The following is a 15,100-nucleotide window of genomic DNA, read 5'->3' on the forward strand; positions in this document are numbered from 1 at the left end:
CGGGTGTTTCTAGTATGCAGCGGCGGGCCCGCAAACCCGGGGCCTGCCGTTACTTTGCCCCATGCAGCCTACTTCCGCCCCCGACTACCGCCCCCTCATTCGCCAGGCCTTTGCCGAGATGGAAAAAGTGGTGGTGGGCCAGCGTGCCCTCGTCAACCGCCTGCTGATTGGTGTTTTCACCGGCGGCCACATCCTGCTGGAGGGCGTGCCGGGGCTAGCTAAAACACTTACCGTGAGCACTCTGTCGCAGGTGTTGCACCTGCATTTTCAGCGGGTGCAGTTCACGCCCGACCTGTTGCCGTCGGACCTCGTGGGCACCATGATTTACAACCAGAACCAGTCGGTATTCGAGGTAAAGAAAGGACCCATCTTCGCCAACCTTGTGCTGGCCGACGAAATAAACCGCTCGCCGGCCAAGGTGCAGAGCGCGCTGCTGGAGGCGATGCAGGAAAATCAGGTCACCATCGGCGAAACCACCTACCCGCTCGACCGGCCTTTCCTGGTGCTAGCCACCCAAAACCCTGTGGAGCAAGAGGGTACCTACCCGCTGCCCGAGGCGCAGGTCGACCGCTTTATGCTGAAGGTGCACGTCGACTACCTGAAAAAGGCCGACGAGCTGGAGGTAATGCGCCGGATGGCCAACATGGGGTTCCAGGGCGATGTGCAGCCGGTGCTCACCAAAGAGGACATCTTTGGCATTCGCGACCAGATAAACCAGGTGCAGATTTCGGACACGCTGGAGAAGTACCTTATTGAGTTGGTGTTTGCCACGCGCCGCCCAGCCGACTACGACTTGCCCGAGTTTGCCCAAGCTGTGCAGTTTGGGGCTAGCCCGCGCGCCAGCATTGCGCTGCACCGCGCCGCCCGCGCCGTGGCCTACCTCGACGGCCGCGACTATGTACTGCCCGAAGACATCAAGGATGTGGCCGCCGACGTGCTCAATCACCGCATTTTGATGACGTATGAGGCGGAGGCCGACGGCATCCGCACCCACGACCTGATTGAGGCCATTCTGCGAAAAGTACCCATTTCATAGGCTAGCAGTGCGTTAAGTACGCCAGGCGGCCGAGAATTAACCTTTTTTTCACCATGTCGTTAAAGGCAGACCAAAAGCGGTTTCCGTCATGGAAGCCAGCTTAGTTCTTTCCACCGAAAACACTACTGACATGAAAAAGCTATTTGTTCTCGCCGCTTTGCTGACCGCTGGTGCCTATTCGGCTAGCGCCCAAACCGGCACGACGACCACCACGACCCGCCAGACCACCACGACGCCGGCAACCACGACTTCGACCTACCCGGTGCAAACCACCGTGCCGTCGTCGACCACAACCGAGTCGACTACCACCACTGCTACGCCCGCCCCTACCACCACGGTAGTGCAGCCGGTAATTCCCGCCGGCCGGGTAAAAAGCAACGGCCGCAAAGTGAAAATCAAGTAGGCATTTGCTAGCCTGCGTTTTTGTTAAGAGCCGCCCGCAAGTAGTTGCGGGCGGCTCTTTTTTGCTACCTAGCGGTGGCTCGCCGCCTGTTCCAGCAGCCGCTGCATTTGCGCGGCTAGCGCCCTGCGGTCAAATTCGGTCCGGGCAAGGACTTGGCCGCGCGCGCCGGCCGCGGCCAGGCCCTGCGGGTCGGCAAGGGCCGCCTGCAGCCGGCTGGCCAGCGCCGGCGCATCGCCAGCTGGGGTGTACCAGCCGCAGCCGTGCGCTTCGACCAGGGTTTTGGTCCAGCCTTGGTTGGTAACCACTACCGGCGTGGCCACGGCCAGCGCATCGTAGAGCTTGGCGGGCGAGTTGGCATCGAGCACCGGCAAGCCTAAGAAAGAAACCACGGCCACATCGGCCAGCGCAAACCAGGTAAAAACCGCGTGCCGCGGCTGCCCGCCCACCAGCCGGATGCGCCCCGGCCAGCGCGCCGCTGCCGCCGCTACCAGCGGCGCAAAGTAGCCGTGCCCCAAAAATAGAAACGTCACGCCCGGCTCAGCGGCCACCAGGGCTTCGGCCGCCGCCACCACCGTGGGCATGTCATTGGCCCGGCCGAATGTGCCCGCGTAGAGCACTATGCGCTGGCCGGCTAGCCCCTGCTCGTGGCGCAGGGCCGCCACCGCGGCGGGTGTGGCCCGGGCCGCCAGGTGCAGGTCGGTACCATTGAGCAGCGTCGTTATTTTGGCCGGGGGCAGGCCTAGCCCGGCTACATAGGCGCTCATATCGGGCGAGAGGGGCACGATGTGCGCCGCGCTTTCATACAGCCTTTTCTCCAGCGCGAACAACTGCTGCCGGGCCAGTGCCGTAGGCACGGCGCCCATGGCCACCGGAAACGAGGGCCACAAATCCTGCACCTCAAACACCCACGGCACCCCCCAGTGCCGCGCCACCCGCGCCGCCGCCCAGGCCGCCGTAAGTGGCGTGCTGATGCCCCACACCACATCGGGCCGGGCCAGGCGGCGGCCAGCGCGCACCGCCCAGGCCGCGTATTGGGCAAAGGCCAGCGCCCGCCGCGCCGGGCCCATCTTGTTGTTGTAGGGAATGTTAGCCTCCAGTATTTCCACCCCCGGCGGTACCCAGGGCCACTGCTGCGTAAGCTGCTGGCTGCGCCAGGCAGGAGTCGTGAGCAGTGTTACGCGGTGGTGCTGCGCAATTTCAGCCAGCAGCGTGTAGTGCCGGCTGGTGGCCGGGCAGTCGGGGCTGGTGTGGTACTGGCTGAAAACCGCGATGTGCATTTCTTCAATGAGTGAATGAGGGAGTTGGTGAATGAGTGAATAAGAAAGACAGACACTCATTCATTCACCAACTCACTCATTCACTCATTATTTTTTGGGTCGATAATGCGAGTCGTTGAGCAATCGTTGCGTATCCTTTTGCGCCATCAGCTGGGCTAGCGTCACGTCGGAATGCTCGGCCATGTACTTGCGCACTATTTGCAGGCCTACCCACTGGCCCACCCGGCCGGGGCAGGTGCGGTCAATCTCAGGCACGTTGGGCCGCTCACCCACGTATTTCTGAATCACGAAAGGCGTGGTGCTGAAGAGCAGATTGTTCTCCAGAAAATGCCCCCAGATGCGCGCCTCGTTGAATTTGACATTCGCCAACTCCTTCGCCGAATAGCCCAGCAGCAGCGAATCGGGGGTGCAGGGCAGCACCTGGCCCGCAAAGTAGAGCCGCTTGCCCTGGTCCACCATCTGGTCGAGCATCGAGGTAGCAGTGAGCTGGTGGCGGTTGTACTTGCTCGACACGGCCAGGGCTAGCGTGGGCAGCACGTTGGCCGGGCGGTAGCGCCGCAGCATATACTGCGGCAGGTCGGGCCGGTACTTGGCCTGCGGCCCGGCAAACCAATCAATGCTGATAACCAGCAGGCTGTCATTGATATAGATATCCTTGCCCAGCAGCCCGCTCACGTAGGTAGCGGCCACGGGCGGTGTCTTAAAGTCAGGAAAGTAATAGTTCACCCGCCCAAACATTCCGGCCATATCCTTGCGCAAAGCGGACGAATCGGCGAAGGCCGTCGCCGTTTGCTGACTCAGCTGCTGCAAGGCAGGGTTGGTGGCTAGCTGCGCCAGGGCCTTGGCCAGGGTGTCGGGCGGGGCTTGGCCGGCTTGCAGGTAGTAGCGTCCAAAAACCGGATTGGCCCGCATAAAATGCAACCCTTGCGCCGGATTCTTAATCTGAAAGAAAGTCCGTTCGAGGTGCGTCAGGTGCAGCGGTGCGGTGGGCGCACCGGCGGCGGGGTCGGGCCGGCAGCCATCGGCCGCGCCCTGGCGGCAGCCGGCTAGCAGCCCAGCCGCTGCCAGCAGCCCCAAAATAAAAGAAGAGAGTTTCAAGCGCGGAGTATTTTTGTGCAAAATTACACTTGTTCAACGCCCTATCCCGTTCCCTAGTACCAAGTAGTGCTTATCACCACCTTATGAAAAAAATATTTCTTACCCTCGCCGCCCTCGCCGTGGCTCCTGCTGCCTTCGCGCAAGTTGAAATCGGCCTCAAAATATCTCCGTCTATCAGCTACCTGCGTACCAGCTCGCAAAGCAATGATTTCCAGAATGGTAATAGCAAAATAGGTTTCGGCGGCGGTATTTTCCTCGATTATTTTTTCGGCGAAAACTACGCCTTCAACACCGGCTTGTTTCTGACGGGTAAAGGCGGCTCGTACTCCTATAAAGAAGGAACGGTACTTGGCACGCCCGGTTCGGTGGGCACCACCACCGTTACCCAAAAGCTAGGCATCGATTACCTGGAGCTGCCAGTAACCATTAAGCTCTTCACCAACGAGATATCCCCGGGCACCCGCTTGTATTTCCAGGTGGGCCCATCGGTGGCGGTGCCCGTAGGGGCCCGCATCAACGGCGATAAGTACAGCAACGACCCCTTCAATTCCAATGCCCAAACGAAGGCGTCTGACCGTGTGTTTGCCGTTGACTTTAACGTACTAGGGTCAATCGGAGCCGAGTACCAGTTGGGCCACAGCACCAAAGTGCTCACAGGCATCAGCTACCACCACGGATTAGTTGACCTTGACCGCTACTTTGAGAAAGACCGGGGCTTCAGCGACGTAAGCATTAAAAACAGCGTTTTTGCCCTGGATTTAGGGCTCAAATTCTAATCACGGATTAGCACGGATTTCAGCGGATTTCACGGATTTGGTGGACACCGCTGATGCTTGCCACTATATAAGCTTAATCACAAAAAAGGCTACCCAAATGGGTAGCCTTTTTTGTGTACCGTAAATCTTAGCGGCGTCCACAAAATCCGTGAAATCCGCTCTAATTCGTGCTAATCCGTGATTTCGACGACCTCGCGGTCCTGCGCGCGCGCCATGGCGGCGGCGGCCGAGTGCAGCTCAATCTGCTCGCCGTGCTCGTCTTCGATTCGGAAGTCGGTGAGGCCTAGCGAAGTATCCTTCATTACCTTTACCCACTTATAGTATTTCAAATACCATTTCATCTGCCGGCTCACCAGCCCTTTGGTATAGAAAGCGTGCAGGAATGGATGCACAAAAAGCGTGATACCCGCCTGATTCTGATTAACCAGCAGGTCATCAATGCTATTGTCAATCTCGTCGGTAACCTGGATGGAGGCGGAAATCTTGCCGGTGCCGCCGCAGGTAGGGCACACCTCGCCGGTCACGATAGTCTCGGCCGGGCGCACCCGTTGCCGGGTTATCTGCATCAGCCCAAACTTGGTAATGGGCAGGATAGTAAACTTGGCCTTATCCTGCTTCATGATGTGGTACACCGCATCCTCCACCTTCTTGCGGCTCTCGGCAGCGCGCATGTCGATGAAGTCTACCACGATAATACCACCCATATCGCGCAGGCGCAGCTGGCGGGCTACTTCTTTGGCGGCCAGCAGGTTAATCATGAGGGCAGTCGCCTCCTGGTCGTTTTCCTGGTTGCTCTTCGAGCCCGAGTTTACATCCACTACGTGCAGCGCCTCGGTATGCTCGATAACGAGGTAGCCGCCGCCCGGCACGCTCACCGTTTTGCCAAACAGGGTTTTGAGTTGCTTCTCAATGCCCAGGTGCTCAAACACCTTGGCTTTGTTATTGTGCAGCTTCACCAATCCTAGCTTGTCGGGAGCAATTTTCTGCACGTACTCCTTCATCTCCTCAAAGCGGCCGGGCGTGTCAACCACAATCGAGTCGAACGACTCGTTGAGCATGTCGCGCAGCATTGAAGAAGTACGGCCTAGCTCGCCCAGCATCTTATCGCGGGGCTGCCCCTTGCGCAGGTTCTGGTAAAGCGTATTCCAATTATCGACCATGCTCTGCATGTCGCGGTCGAGTTCGGCTACTTCGTGGCCTTCGGCCACCGTGCGGATAATTACGCCAAATCCCTCGGGCTTAATGCTGGCAATGAGGCGCTTAAGACGGTCGCGTTCGGTCTTGCTAACGATTTTTTTCGATACCGAAATGGTATTCGTAAAGGGCATGAGCACCAGGTAGCGGCCGGCCATCGAAATATCGGTGCTCACGCGGGGGCCTTTGGTTGAGATGGGTTCTTTTACCACCTGCACCAGCAGGTTCTGGCCTTTCTTGAACACGCTGTCGGCCTTACCCACCTTGTCGAGCGGCTCTTCCAGCTTAAAGTTTTCCAGGCCAGCGCTTTGGGCCTGATGCTTCATCACGCTGCCTACCCACTTATTGAGGGAAGGAAACTGTTCGCCCAGGTCGCCATAGTGCAGAAAGGCATCCTTTTCGGAGCCGATATCAACAAAGGCCGCGTTGAGGCCGGGCATCACCTTGCGCACGATACCCAGGAAGATGTCGCCCACCGCATAGTTGGTGTCGTTGCGGTCGAAGTGATACTCAATCAGCCGCTTATCCTGGAGCAAGGCAATCCGCTCCCCCTCGGGGGTGGAATTGATAATTAATTCATTGCTCAACGTAGTAAGTTGGTTAAAGTAGCCTGCCGGGCCCGAAGGCGGCAGTGGCTTGCCCCGAAACCGGCAAAAGGGAAGCCAGGACCAAGAGTGTCCCAGCTTCCCCTCGCGAGCCACGGCCACTGCCCACTAGGGCAGCCCGGCGCACCACGGTAGTCGTCCGCGTGGCGGAGGCTACGTGAGAGATAGGCAGGCACCAGGGCGTTGAGCGCCGCACTGCCTGCCTCTTACTCCGCACTAAGTCAGAAGATTACTTCTTCTTGTGGCGGTTCTTGCGCAGGCGCTTCTTGCGCTTGTGGGTGGCAATCTTATGGCGTTTACGTTTTTTACCGCAGGGCATTGTCGTGAGGAGTTAAAAGGTAGATATGAATGATTTCCGATTTCGGCTTGCTAAGCTGGGGTGCAAAAGTAGCACCTTTCCGGCTAGCCGCCCGACGCCGGGATTAATTTCGAAGTTTGGCCAGTTCCTCATCTACCGACGCGGCCAGGGCCGGGTCAGCGCTGAGGCTCTTAGCTTTCTGGAAAGCCGCGCGGGCCGCGGGCCCTCGGTTGGTGCGAGCCAGCGATACGCCGAGGTAGAATTGACCTTCCACATTTTTGGGGTTCACCTGCACCAGCTGCGCAAAGCGTTCTACAGCTTTGTCATACTGATTGCTCTGGATGGCCAGGATACCTAAGTTGTAGAGAACCTTCTCGTTCTTAGGGTCTTGCTCCAGCACTTCACGCAGCAGTCCAATCCCTTTTACGGGGTTGTCGCTGCTCATGTAAGCCATGCCCAGATTGGTTTTGGCGTCGAGGTTATTGGGGTTAGCTTGCAGCACGTTGTCGTACAGCTCGCGGGCCCGGTCGCCCAGCATTTTCTTGCGCTCAGCCGAAGCCGCGAAGCTATACGCCTGAAAATAAGCGTCGGCCGCCTGCTGCCAGGCTTTTTCGCTGGGCTGCGCCGCCGCTAGGCCCGCCAAATAAAAACCGGCACTATCGAAGCGCTGCACCGTGGCGTAGCGGGCCGCCAGCGTGGTAGCTACCTGGCGGCGGCTGGCCGCGGGGGCCGTGCGATACTGCGCCAGTAGGGTATTAAGCTCCTGGCGCTGGGCCGCAGTGGCCTGGGTATGCGGGGCACTGGCCGTGGCAGCGGGGCTAGCCTCGCCGGCTACGGTGCCGGTTTCGGCCGGGCGCGGGCCCGAAGAAGCATCGGCCTTCGAACCGTTGGTGGCGATGCCGCCGCCGTCGCGCGTGGCCGTGCGCGCCGCATCCTGGTTGAGAGCGGCCTTTCCTTCCTTAGGCTTCACAATGCCTTTGGGCAGCATGTAAAGCCCACCCGCCAGTGCCAGGGCACCGGCCAATAGCAGAATCTGGTGCGTACTGGTAGGGGAGGAGGTCGAAGCCATGCTAAAAAAAGAGGTTGGGCTGGTAAGCGATGGGGTGATAAGGAAGGAACCCGCGACCTGCCTCGCGGCTAGCCGGTCCGCCCTTATCACCCCAACACTTTTCTTACCGTAAGCTGCTTATAATTAAGCTTTTGCTTTTTTAGTGCTCTTGGCAGCCTTCGGCGCTTTATCCGAAGCATCACCAGTAATTTTCTTGCTGGCTTTAATCTTGGCTACAAACGTTTTGCTCGGCTTGAAGCTCGGGATGTAGTGCTCGTCGATGATGAGCGACGTGTTCTTCGAAATATTGCGGGCTACTTTGCGTGCACGCTTCTTGTTGACGAACGAGCCGAAGCCACGAACGTAGATATTGTTGCCCTCGGTCATCGAATCCTTCACTACTTTGAAGAAGGCTTCGACGGTCGTCAGCACATCGGCTTTCTCAATGCCGGTTTTTTGCGAGATTTCGGAAATTACCTCAGCTTTGGTCACGTTGGTAAGGGGGGGTACTAAAAGTGAAAAAAAAATATCGGGCGGATAATCAGCCGTTTTCGACGTAAATCCTTGCCCGGCAGGAGGTTCGTCATTCGAAACGGAGCGCAAAGGTACTCCTTAATTCTTGTTCGGCCAATGGAAACTTCCAAGTTTTTCCAACGGCCAAGATATTCTGCCTCATTATTTTGCTTAAAACTGCATCCACTACGGCCCCGGTTCCATCCCGTTCATTCTTGGCGCAGGCGTTGCTGGCCTGGTACCCGCGGCACCGCCGCGACTTGCCCTGGCGGCACACCCGGGACCCCTACGCCATTTGGCTTTCCGAAGTTATTCTCCAGCAAACCCGCGTGGCCCAGGGCTTGCCCTATTACCTTGATTTTCTGACCTCTTACCCCACGGTGCACGACCTGGCTGCTGCCCCCGAGCAGGAGGTGCTGCGCCACTGGCAGGGCCTGGGCTACTACTCCCGGGCGCGCAACATGCACCACACGGCCCAGCAGGTAGTAAGCGAGTTTGGCGGGCAGTTTCCGGGCACCTACGCTGGCCTGCGCCAGCTGAAAGGCGTGGGGCCCTACACGGCCGCGGCCATCGCTTCATTTGCCTTCGATGAGGCCGTAGCGGTGCTCGATGGCAACGTGTTTCGGGTGCTGGCCCGGGTTTTTGGGCTCCATTCCGACATTGCGGCCCCTAGCTCGCGCAAAGAGTTTCAGGCTCTGGCCGACCAGCACCTGCCGCCCGCCCACGCCGCCGAGTTCAACCAGGCCATCATGGAGTTTGGGGCTTTGCAGTGCACGCCCGCCAAGCCCGATTGTCTGTTTTGCCCCCTGCAAAGCCAGTGCTGGGCCTTTCAGCACGGGCAAGTGGCGCTGCTGCCCATAAAGGCGAAAGCGAAGGCTAGCCGCACGCGCTATTTCCACTACCTCGTGCTGCGCCACGGCGAGCAACTGTACCTGAAAGAGCGCCTGGCCGGCGATATCTGGCAGGGCCTCTACGACTTTGCCCTGGCCGAAACCGACAGTGCCGACCTGCCCGCCGCCGAAATATTACGACACGTAGAAGCGCTAGGGGGGCAATATGATACGAGCCGCGTGGCCGAAGACCGGCCCGCCCCGACTTTGCGCCACGTACTCAGCCACCAGAAGCTGGAGGCCCGCTTCCATGCCGTGTGGCTAGCCGCAGCGTTGCCCGAGGCAACGCTGCGCGATACCGGCCTGCGCGCCTATTCGGCCGCGGAGATTGAGGAATTGCCCAAGCCAGTCCTGATTAGCAATTACCTGGGTAAAATCAACGGCTAGCAGAATTTTTGCTAACATTTTTTGGCAAAATTGCTAATTAAATTTGCATAGGCAATCGCTTATGCGTAATTTTAGGTCGTCGAAAGTCCCGGACTGCCCGTGGCTTTTGATGTCACTTTTTAAACTAGCGAAGACTAGCAAACAACATGGCCGGAGTAAACAAAGTAATTTTGGTGGGCAATTTGGGGAAAGACCCCGAAGTGCGCCATCTCGAAGGAGGCAATAGCGTAGCCCATTTTACGCTGGCTACCAACGAGTACTACAAGGACAAGCAAGGCGCCCGCGTAGAGCGCACCGAGTGGCACAACATCTCGGCGTGGCGCGGCCTGGCCGAGCTGGCCGAGAAATACCTGAAAAAAGGCACGCAGGTGTATATAGAGGGCAAATTGCGCACCCGCCAGTACCAGGACAAGGACCAGCAGACGCGCTACATTACCGAAATTATCGCCGAAGAAATTTCGTTGCTCGGCGGCCGGCCGGCCGGTGCGCCAACTGCCGCCGCTAGCCCCGCCGCCGAGGAAAGCGTGAGCCTGCGGCAGGAGCCGGAACTGGACCAGCTGCCTTTTTAAGGCCTAGTAGCGCGCAGTAAACCAAAGCCCCGGCACCAAGCCGGGGCTTTGGTGCGTTGGGCCGGGTGGCGGCCTGTTAACTTTGGGCTTTGCCTGGCTTTCGTACATGATGAGTTCTTCCCGATTCTGGGGTTTGGCGCTGCTGACCGCAAGCGCCACCGGGCTGCTGGCCGCGTGCGCGTCGGCGCCCGATTTTACGCCCAAGCCCAAAGGCTACAACCGCATCGACCTGCCGCCGCACCGCTACCGCACGCTAGGGCCGGGCCATCCCTACACGTTTCAGTACTCGCAGTACGCCAAGGTCTTGCGCGACTCGTCGTACCTGGCCCAGCCCGACTGGCTCAACATATATTACCCGCAGCTGCACGCCAATGTGCAGATAACCTACACCAACGTGGTGCGCAACCGCCAGCTTTACAACAAGATGATGGAGGACGCGCGCAAACTCACGGGTAAGCACCAGATTAAGGCGACCTCGATTGAGGAAAAGATTCTGCGCACCCCCAACGGGATGCGCGCTTCGGTGTTTGAGTTGGAAGGCGAGGTGCCGAGCCAGTTTCAGTTTTATACTACCGACAGTACCACGCACTTCTTTCGGGCGGCGCTCTACTTCCGCACGGCTACGGCCAACGACTCGCTGGCCCCGGTGATTGAGTACGTGAAGTATGATATGATTCAGCTGCTGAACACGCTGAAATACAATAAGTAAGTAAAATTATTTGTCATGCTGCGCTGCGCTCTGCATGACGAGCGTACTCGGTATTCATGAGTAATTTCTTTCAAACCAAGCTGGAGTATCTGCGCGGCGTGGGCTTGCAGCGGGCGCAGCTGCTGGGCAAGGAGCTAGGCCTGTTTACTTACGGCGACCTCATTCAGCGCTACCCGTTTCGCTACCTCGACCGCACGCAGTTTTATAATATTGTGGACCTGCACGATGACTTGCCCTACGTGCAGGTGAAGGGCGTGCTGCGCGGCCGCGAAGTGATAGGCGAGGGACCCAAAAAGCGCCTCGTAGCCAAGGTGGGCGACGCCAGCGGCGAACTGGAAGTAGTGTGGTTTAAGGGCGTTAACTACCTGGAAAAGGTTGTTAAAAACCATCAGGAATACATTGTTTTTGGCAAGCCGACCATGTTCAACGGCCGCCCCCAGATGGCGCATCCCGAGCTGGAAGAAGTGACCGAGCAGAAGGCGGGCCAGAGCTTTTTGCAGCCGGTGTACAACACCAGCGAGAAGCTCAAAAACTACCACCGCATCGACAGCAAGGCGATAATGCGGATGGTGAGCGACCTGCTCAAAATTGCGCTGCCGCAGGTAACCGAAACGCTGTCGCCGGCGCTCATTCAGCACTACGCCTTGCTCGATAAGGCCACGGCTTTGCAGCAGATTCACTTTCCGCAGACCCCCGAACTGCTGGAAAAGGCGCGGTTCCGGCTCAAGTTTGAGGAGCTGTTTTACATTCAGCTCAAACTACTGCGCCAGAAAGACCAGCGCAAAGTCACGCTGTCGGGGCAGATTTTTAACGAGGTGCCGACCTTGGTGCACTTCTACAAAAACGTGATGCCCTTCGACCTGACGGGCGCGCAGAAGCGGGTTATCCACGAGATTTACAAGGATTTTTTGGCTGGCCAGCAGATGAACCGGCTCTTGCAGGGCGATGTGGGCTCGGGCAAAACTATCGTGGCCTTCATCGCTATGCTGATGGCCGCCGACAACGGCGCCCAAAGCTGCCTGATGGCGCCCACCGAAATTCTGGCCGACCAGCACTACCAGGGCCTGAAGGTGTATGCCGACCAGCTAGGGCTCAACATTGGCAAGCTCACGGGCAGCACCCGCACCAGCGAGCGGCGCGTGCTGCACGAGCAGCTGCGCAACGGCGAGATGCAGATGCTCGTGGGCACCCACGCCTTGCTCGAAGACGTGGTGCAGTTCCGCAACCTGGGCCTGACTATAATGGACGAGCAGCACCGCTTTGGGGTGGCGCAGCGCTCAAAATTGTGGCAAAAAAATCCCTATGTGATACCCCACGTGCTGGTGATGACGGCCACGCCCATTCCGCGCACCCTGGCCATGACGCTCTACGGCGACCTCGATGTGAGCGTGATTGACGAGCTGCCGGCCGGCCGCAAGCCCATCGTGACGGTGCACCGCTACGACGCCAACCGCCTGAAAGTGTTTCAGTTCATTCGCGACCAGGTGGCGCTGGGGCGGCAGGTCTACATCGTGTACCCGCTTATTGAGGAAAGCGAAACGATGGATTACAAGGACCTGACCGACGGCTACGAAAGCGTGAGCCGGGCCTTTCCCGACCTGCAAATCAGCATTGTGCACGGGCGCATGAAGGCCGAGGAAAAGGACTTCGAAATGGCGCGCTTCGTGAAGAAGGAAACCCAGATAATGGTGGCCACCACCGTGATTGAGGTGGGGGTGAACGTGCCCAACGCCTCGGTGATGGTAATTGAGAGCGCCGAGCGCTTTGGCCTGAGCCAGCTGCACCAGCTGCGCGGCCGCGTGGGCCGGGGCGCCGACCAGAGCTATTGCATCCTGATGACGGGCTACAAGCTGAGCAAGGACAGCCGCACCCGCCTCGAAACGATGGTGCGTACCAACAACGGCTTCGAGATAGCCGACATTGACCTGAAGCTGCGCGGGCCCGGCGACCTTATGGGCACCCAGCAGAGCGGCGTGCTCGACCTGCTGATTGCCGACCTGGCCAAGGACGGGCGCATTCTGAGCGAAAGCCGGGCCGCCGCCCAAACTATTCTGGCCGACGACCCCGAATTGGCCCGGCCCGAGCATGCCAATATCCGGCGGCACATCGAAAGCCTGCCTCCCACGGCCGTTAACTGGAGCCGGATTAGCTGAGTAACAGCCCTTTTGGGCATAAAAAAAGCGGTTTCAACTGAAACCGCTTAGCCTTTAAAACCAAGTGAGGGGAAGCTCCTGCTTCTTTCGCTGGTTAACGGGAGTAATGGTATTGGCTTGTTCCTCAGTGGTATAGCTAGTGAGCGCCATGTCAGCCGTGTTGCTAGGGGCAAAAAGGGTAACCGGGGCTTTGGCCAGGCCAGCCGAGGCCGCGGGCTGGGCAAGCTGCATATAGCGGCCAGCAATGATGAGCGCAAATAAGGAGCCGAGCTTTAAGAAAGATTTCATAGGTAATGGATAGTGGCACATACTATCCCAAAATTGGTGCCAATTAGTAGATTATTCCTTGAATATCAGAAAATTAAGCGGTGGGTGGGAAAAGAAAAGCGAGGTGATAGGCCGGTGCTGCGGGTTGCAGCGCGCGCCCATTAAACGGCGGGCAACTGGGATGGTTGCATTTTCGAAAATTAAAGTTCGATAACAAGCGCCAGGAGCAAAGGTACGCCGGCCGAACGCCGGCCGCTGGTAGCCGAATGGCGTCTTTTCTTTAGCGAGGCACCAGCGACTTGGGTTGGCTAGGGTACTTTTGGGGCGGTAAAGGGCACTTGCGCCTTTTTTAACGAGTATTCTACATGCGTTTTTTCTTTGGGATAACTACTCTGGCATTCTGCGGCTTACTAGGGATTGCCCACCCGGCGCAGGCTCAAAAAACGAAGGCTGCTCCTTTCAGCTACCTGCCCGAGCAGGGCGAAGACCGCTACAACCAGCGGGTGCCGCAGAAAACCCTGGCCTTGGCCGATGGCAGCGGCTTCGTCATTCTGGCCCACCAGAGCGGGAGTGCCTACGCGGTAGAGCGCTACGACGCCGACCTCAAAAAGCAGTGGAGCACAACCCTGCCCGTGGCGCCGGGCGAAACGGTGGAGGCCTTTGGGCGCAATGCCGAGCAGGTGTGGGTGGTCATTCACCACGCCGATGAGAGCAGCCAGAGCCTGACCGTGCAGCCCCTGGCCCTGGCCGGCGGCCAGAAGGGGGCGCCCGTAGTAGTAGTAACCGCGCCGGCCCAGGACCGCCGCCCCGTGGTGCGGCTCTCGCCCGATGGCAGCCGCCTGCTGGCCTACCGCTACGTGGCCCGCGAAATGCAGGTGAAAACCCTGGAAGGCACGCTCTACGACCAGAAGCTGAGCAAAATCCTGGACCGCACCTATGACTTCCGCGACCAGGGCGACTTTTTTTCGCCCAACATCCTGCTAGCCAACGATGGCACGCAATACGTGACGCTGCTCGGCGATGGCATGAAGAAGCTGACCGTGCGCCGCTACCCCGCCACCGCCGACCGCGTGGGCGTGGCCACCGCTATTCAGGTAATGGGTGTGCCGGTGGGCGGCACCTTTGGGGGCCAGCCCATTACCATCCGCGATGCCAAGTTCAGCCTCCAGCCCGATGGCCAGCTCTACGCCGCCGCGCTGTGCGCTAATGACCGCACCGGCCAGCTTAGTGGCCTGAAGGTGGTGCGCTTCGACTTTGCCGAGAGCAAGCTGAAGCTGGCCGACGAGCTGCCGTTTGCCCCGGCTTTCCTGGGCGAGATAACCGCCGCCACCGGCACCGAGGTCAAGAACTTAGCTGATATCTACCTGGCTGATATGCTCTTGACCGACAGCAAGAACCTGGTTATCATCGCCGAGCGCCACTTCGAAGAAGGCGGCCCCGAGCTGCCGGTGCACGCCCGCGAGCTGTATCTATTCGGCTACAGCCCGTTTCTGACGCCCACCTGGCACGCCATCGTGGCCAAGGACCAGGTGGCCCCGGCCATCGATAGCTACACGGGTATTGGCTACCGGGCCGCCGTGTTTGGCGAAGACGTACAACTCGTAACGCTGGAAACCATCAGCGGCAAGTCGGACCTCTACCTGCGCAAAGTGCAGGCGCCCACCGGGGTTATCAGCCCCCCGCAACGCCTCAAGCTCAACGTAGCCAACGACCAGCAGCTCGCCTACGTCAAAGACTTCACCGCCTGGCTAGGCCCCAAAACCATCATCGGCATCAGCCGCCCCAGCAAAAAATCGGCGGCGCTCCAGCTGAACGAAGTGAAGCTCAAATAAATCACGGATTACACGGATTTTAGCGGATTTCACGGATTTTGTGGA

The 15,100-nt window shown here is 58.8% G+C and carries 14 protein-coding genes; 8 read left to right on the forward strand and 6 right to left on the reverse strand.

Going from position 1 to position 15,100, the window contains the following annotated elements; translation table 11 throughout:
- The first annotated feature begins 61 nt into the window (after positions 1-61).
- Together Q5H89_RS10500 and Q5H89_RS10505 are read left to right on the forward strand one after the other, a co-directional pair.
- Positions 62-1,036: an AAA family ATPase gene (locus tag Q5H89_RS10500; protein WP_305019262.1), complete on the forward strand. Its 975-nt coding sequence runs from the start codon at positions 62-64 to the stop codon at positions 1,034-1,036.
- 130 nt (positions 1,037-1,166) lie between these two features.
- Positions 1,167-1,439: a hypothetical protein gene (locus tag Q5H89_RS10505; RefSeq protein WP_305019263.1), complete on the forward strand. Its 273-nt coding sequence runs from the start codon at positions 1,167-1,169 to the stop codon at positions 1,437-1,439.
- 68 nt (positions 1,440-1,507) lie between these two features.
- On the opposite strand, the gene Q5H89_RS10510 is transcribed toward Q5H89_RS10505, so the two are convergent.
- Positions 1,508-2,716 carry a glycosyltransferase family 4 protein gene (locus Q5H89_RS10510; protein WP_305019264.1) on the reverse strand — a complete coding sequence of 403 codons (1,209 nt, stop codon included), beginning with the start codon at positions 2,714-2,716 and terminating at the stop codon, positions 1,508-1,510.
- Between the two features lie 87 nt (positions 2,717-2,803).
- A complete protein-coding gene (locus Q5H89_RS10515) occupies positions 2,804-3,814 on the reverse strand; it encodes a gliding motility protein GldB-related protein (protein WP_305019265.1) in 1,011 nt (336 codons plus the stop codon).
- Positions 3,815-3,897: 83 nt separating this feature from the next.
- Here Q5H89_RS10515 and Q5H89_RS10520 point away from each other — a divergent pair, with 83 nt between their 5' ends.
- Positions 3,898-4,590 (forward strand): porin family protein, encoded by a 693-nt coding sequence (locus tag Q5H89_RS10520; RefSeq protein ID WP_305019266.1) that lies wholly within the window; start codon positions 3,898-3,900, stop codon positions 4,588-4,590.
- Positions 4,591-4,760: 170 nt separating this feature from the next.
- Here the strand turns inward: Q5H89_RS10520 and Q5H89_RS10525 are convergent, their stop codons facing one another.
- From Q5H89_RS10525 to Q5H89_RS10535, 3 genes are all read right to left on the reverse strand, one after another.
- The gene (locus tag Q5H89_RS10525) at positions 4,761-6,371 is read right to left on the reverse strand and encodes an Rne/Rng family ribonuclease (RefSeq protein WP_305019267.1); all 1,611 of its coding nucleotides are present in this window, start codon (positions 6,369-6,371) and stop codon (positions 4,761-4,763) included.
- A gap of 440 nt (positions 6,372-6,811) precedes the next feature.
- Positions 6,812-7,756, reverse strand: coding sequence for a tetratricopeptide repeat protein (locus Q5H89_RS10530; RefSeq protein WP_305019268.1), 945 nt, complete (start codon positions 7,754-7,756; stop codon positions 6,812-6,814).
- Between the two features lie 123 nt (positions 7,757-7,879).
- A complete protein-coding gene (locus tag Q5H89_RS10535; RefSeq protein WP_305019269.1) occupies positions 7,880-8,227 on the reverse strand; it encodes an HU family DNA-binding protein in 348 nt (115 codons plus the stop codon).
- A gap of 236 nt (positions 8,228-8,463) precedes the next feature.
- Between Q5H89_RS10535 and mutY the strand changes: the two genes are divergently transcribed.
- From mutY to recG, 4 genes are all read left to right on the forward strand, one after another.
- On the forward strand, positions 8,464-9,525 hold the full coding sequence (gene mutY, locus Q5H89_RS10540; RefSeq protein WP_305019270.1) for an A/G-specific adenine glycosylase: 1,062 nt from the start codon (positions 8,464-8,466) through the stop codon (positions 9,523-9,525).
- Positions 9,526-9,671: 146 nt separating this feature from the next.
- Positions 9,672-10,094: a single-stranded DNA-binding protein gene (locus tag Q5H89_RS10545; RefSeq protein ID WP_305019271.1), complete on the forward strand. Its 423-nt coding sequence runs from the start codon at positions 9,672-9,674 to the stop codon at positions 10,092-10,094.
- Between the two features lie 109 nt (positions 10,095-10,203).
- Positions 10,204-10,803 carry a gliding motility lipoprotein GldD gene (gene gldD / locus Q5H89_RS10550; RefSeq protein WP_305019272.1) on the forward strand — a complete coding sequence of 200 codons (600 nt, stop codon included), beginning with the start codon at positions 10,204-10,206 and terminating at the stop codon, positions 10,801-10,803.
- 56 nt (positions 10,804-10,859) lie between these two features.
- Positions 10,860-12,956, forward strand: coding sequence for an ATP-dependent DNA helicase RecG (recG, locus tag Q5H89_RS10555; RefSeq protein WP_305019273.1), 2,097 nt, complete (start codon positions 10,860-10,862; stop codon positions 12,954-12,956).
- A 54-nt stretch (positions 12,957-13,010) separates the two neighbouring features.
- On the opposite strand, the gene Q5H89_RS10560 is transcribed toward recG, so the two are convergent.
- Positions 13,011-13,244: a hypothetical protein gene (locus Q5H89_RS10560; protein ID WP_305019274.1), complete on the reverse strand. Its 234-nt coding sequence runs from the start codon at positions 13,242-13,244 to the stop codon at positions 13,011-13,013.
- Between the two features lie 344 nt (positions 13,245-13,588).
- Here Q5H89_RS10560 and Q5H89_RS10565 point away from each other — a divergent pair, with 344 nt between their 5' ends.
- Positions 13,589-15,055 carry a hypothetical protein gene (locus tag Q5H89_RS10565; protein ID WP_305019275.1) on the forward strand — a complete coding sequence of 489 codons (1,467 nt, stop codon included), beginning with the start codon at positions 13,589-13,591 and terminating at the stop codon, positions 15,053-15,055.
- Positions 15,056-15,100 lie beyond the last annotated feature (45 nt).

The organism is Hymenobacter cheonanensis, from assembly GCF_030581075.1.
In the GTDB taxonomy this organism is placed as follows: Bacteria; Bacteroidota; Bacteroidia; order Cytophagales; family Hymenobacteraceae; genus Hymenobacter.

Coding starts and splice junctions, on each gene's coding strand:
- Q5H89_RS10500 (WP_305019262.1), top strand. CDS start 62: ATGCAGCCTACTTCCGCCCCCGACTACCGCCCCCTCATTCGCCAGGCC.
- Q5H89_RS10505 (WP_305019263.1), top strand. CDS start 1,167: ATGAAAAAGCTATTTGTTCTCGCCGCTTTGCTGACCGCTGGTGCCTAT.
- Q5H89_RS10510 (WP_305019264.1), bottom strand. CDS start 2,716: ATGCACATCGCGGTTTTCAGCCAGTACCACACCAGCCCCGACTGCCCG.
- Q5H89_RS10520 (WP_305019266.1), top strand. CDS start 3,898: ATGAAAAAAATATTTCTTACCCTCGCCGCCCTCGCCGTGGCTCCTGCT.
- Q5H89_RS10530 (WP_305019268.1), bottom strand. CDS start 7,756: ATGGCTTCGACCTCCTCCCCTACCAGTACGCACCAGATTCTGCTATTG.
- Q5H89_RS10545 (WP_305019271.1), top strand. CDS start 9,672: ATGGCCGGAGTAAACAAAGTAATTTTGGTGGGCAATTTGGGGAAAGAC.
- gldD (WP_305019272.1), top strand. CDS start 10,204: ATGAGTTCTTCCCGATTCTGGGGTTTGGCGCTGCTGACCGCAAGCGCC.
- recG (WP_305019273.1), top strand. CDS start 10,860: ATGAGTAATTTCTTTCAAACCAAGCTGGAGTATCTGCGCGGCGTGGGC.
- Q5H89_RS10560 (WP_305019274.1), bottom strand. CDS start 13,244: ATGAAATCTTTCTTAAAGCTCGGCTCCTTATTTGCGCTCATCATTGCT.
- Q5H89_RS10565 (WP_305019275.1), top strand. CDS start 13,589: ATGCGTTTTTTCTTTGGGATAACTACTCTGGCATTCTGCGGCTTACTA.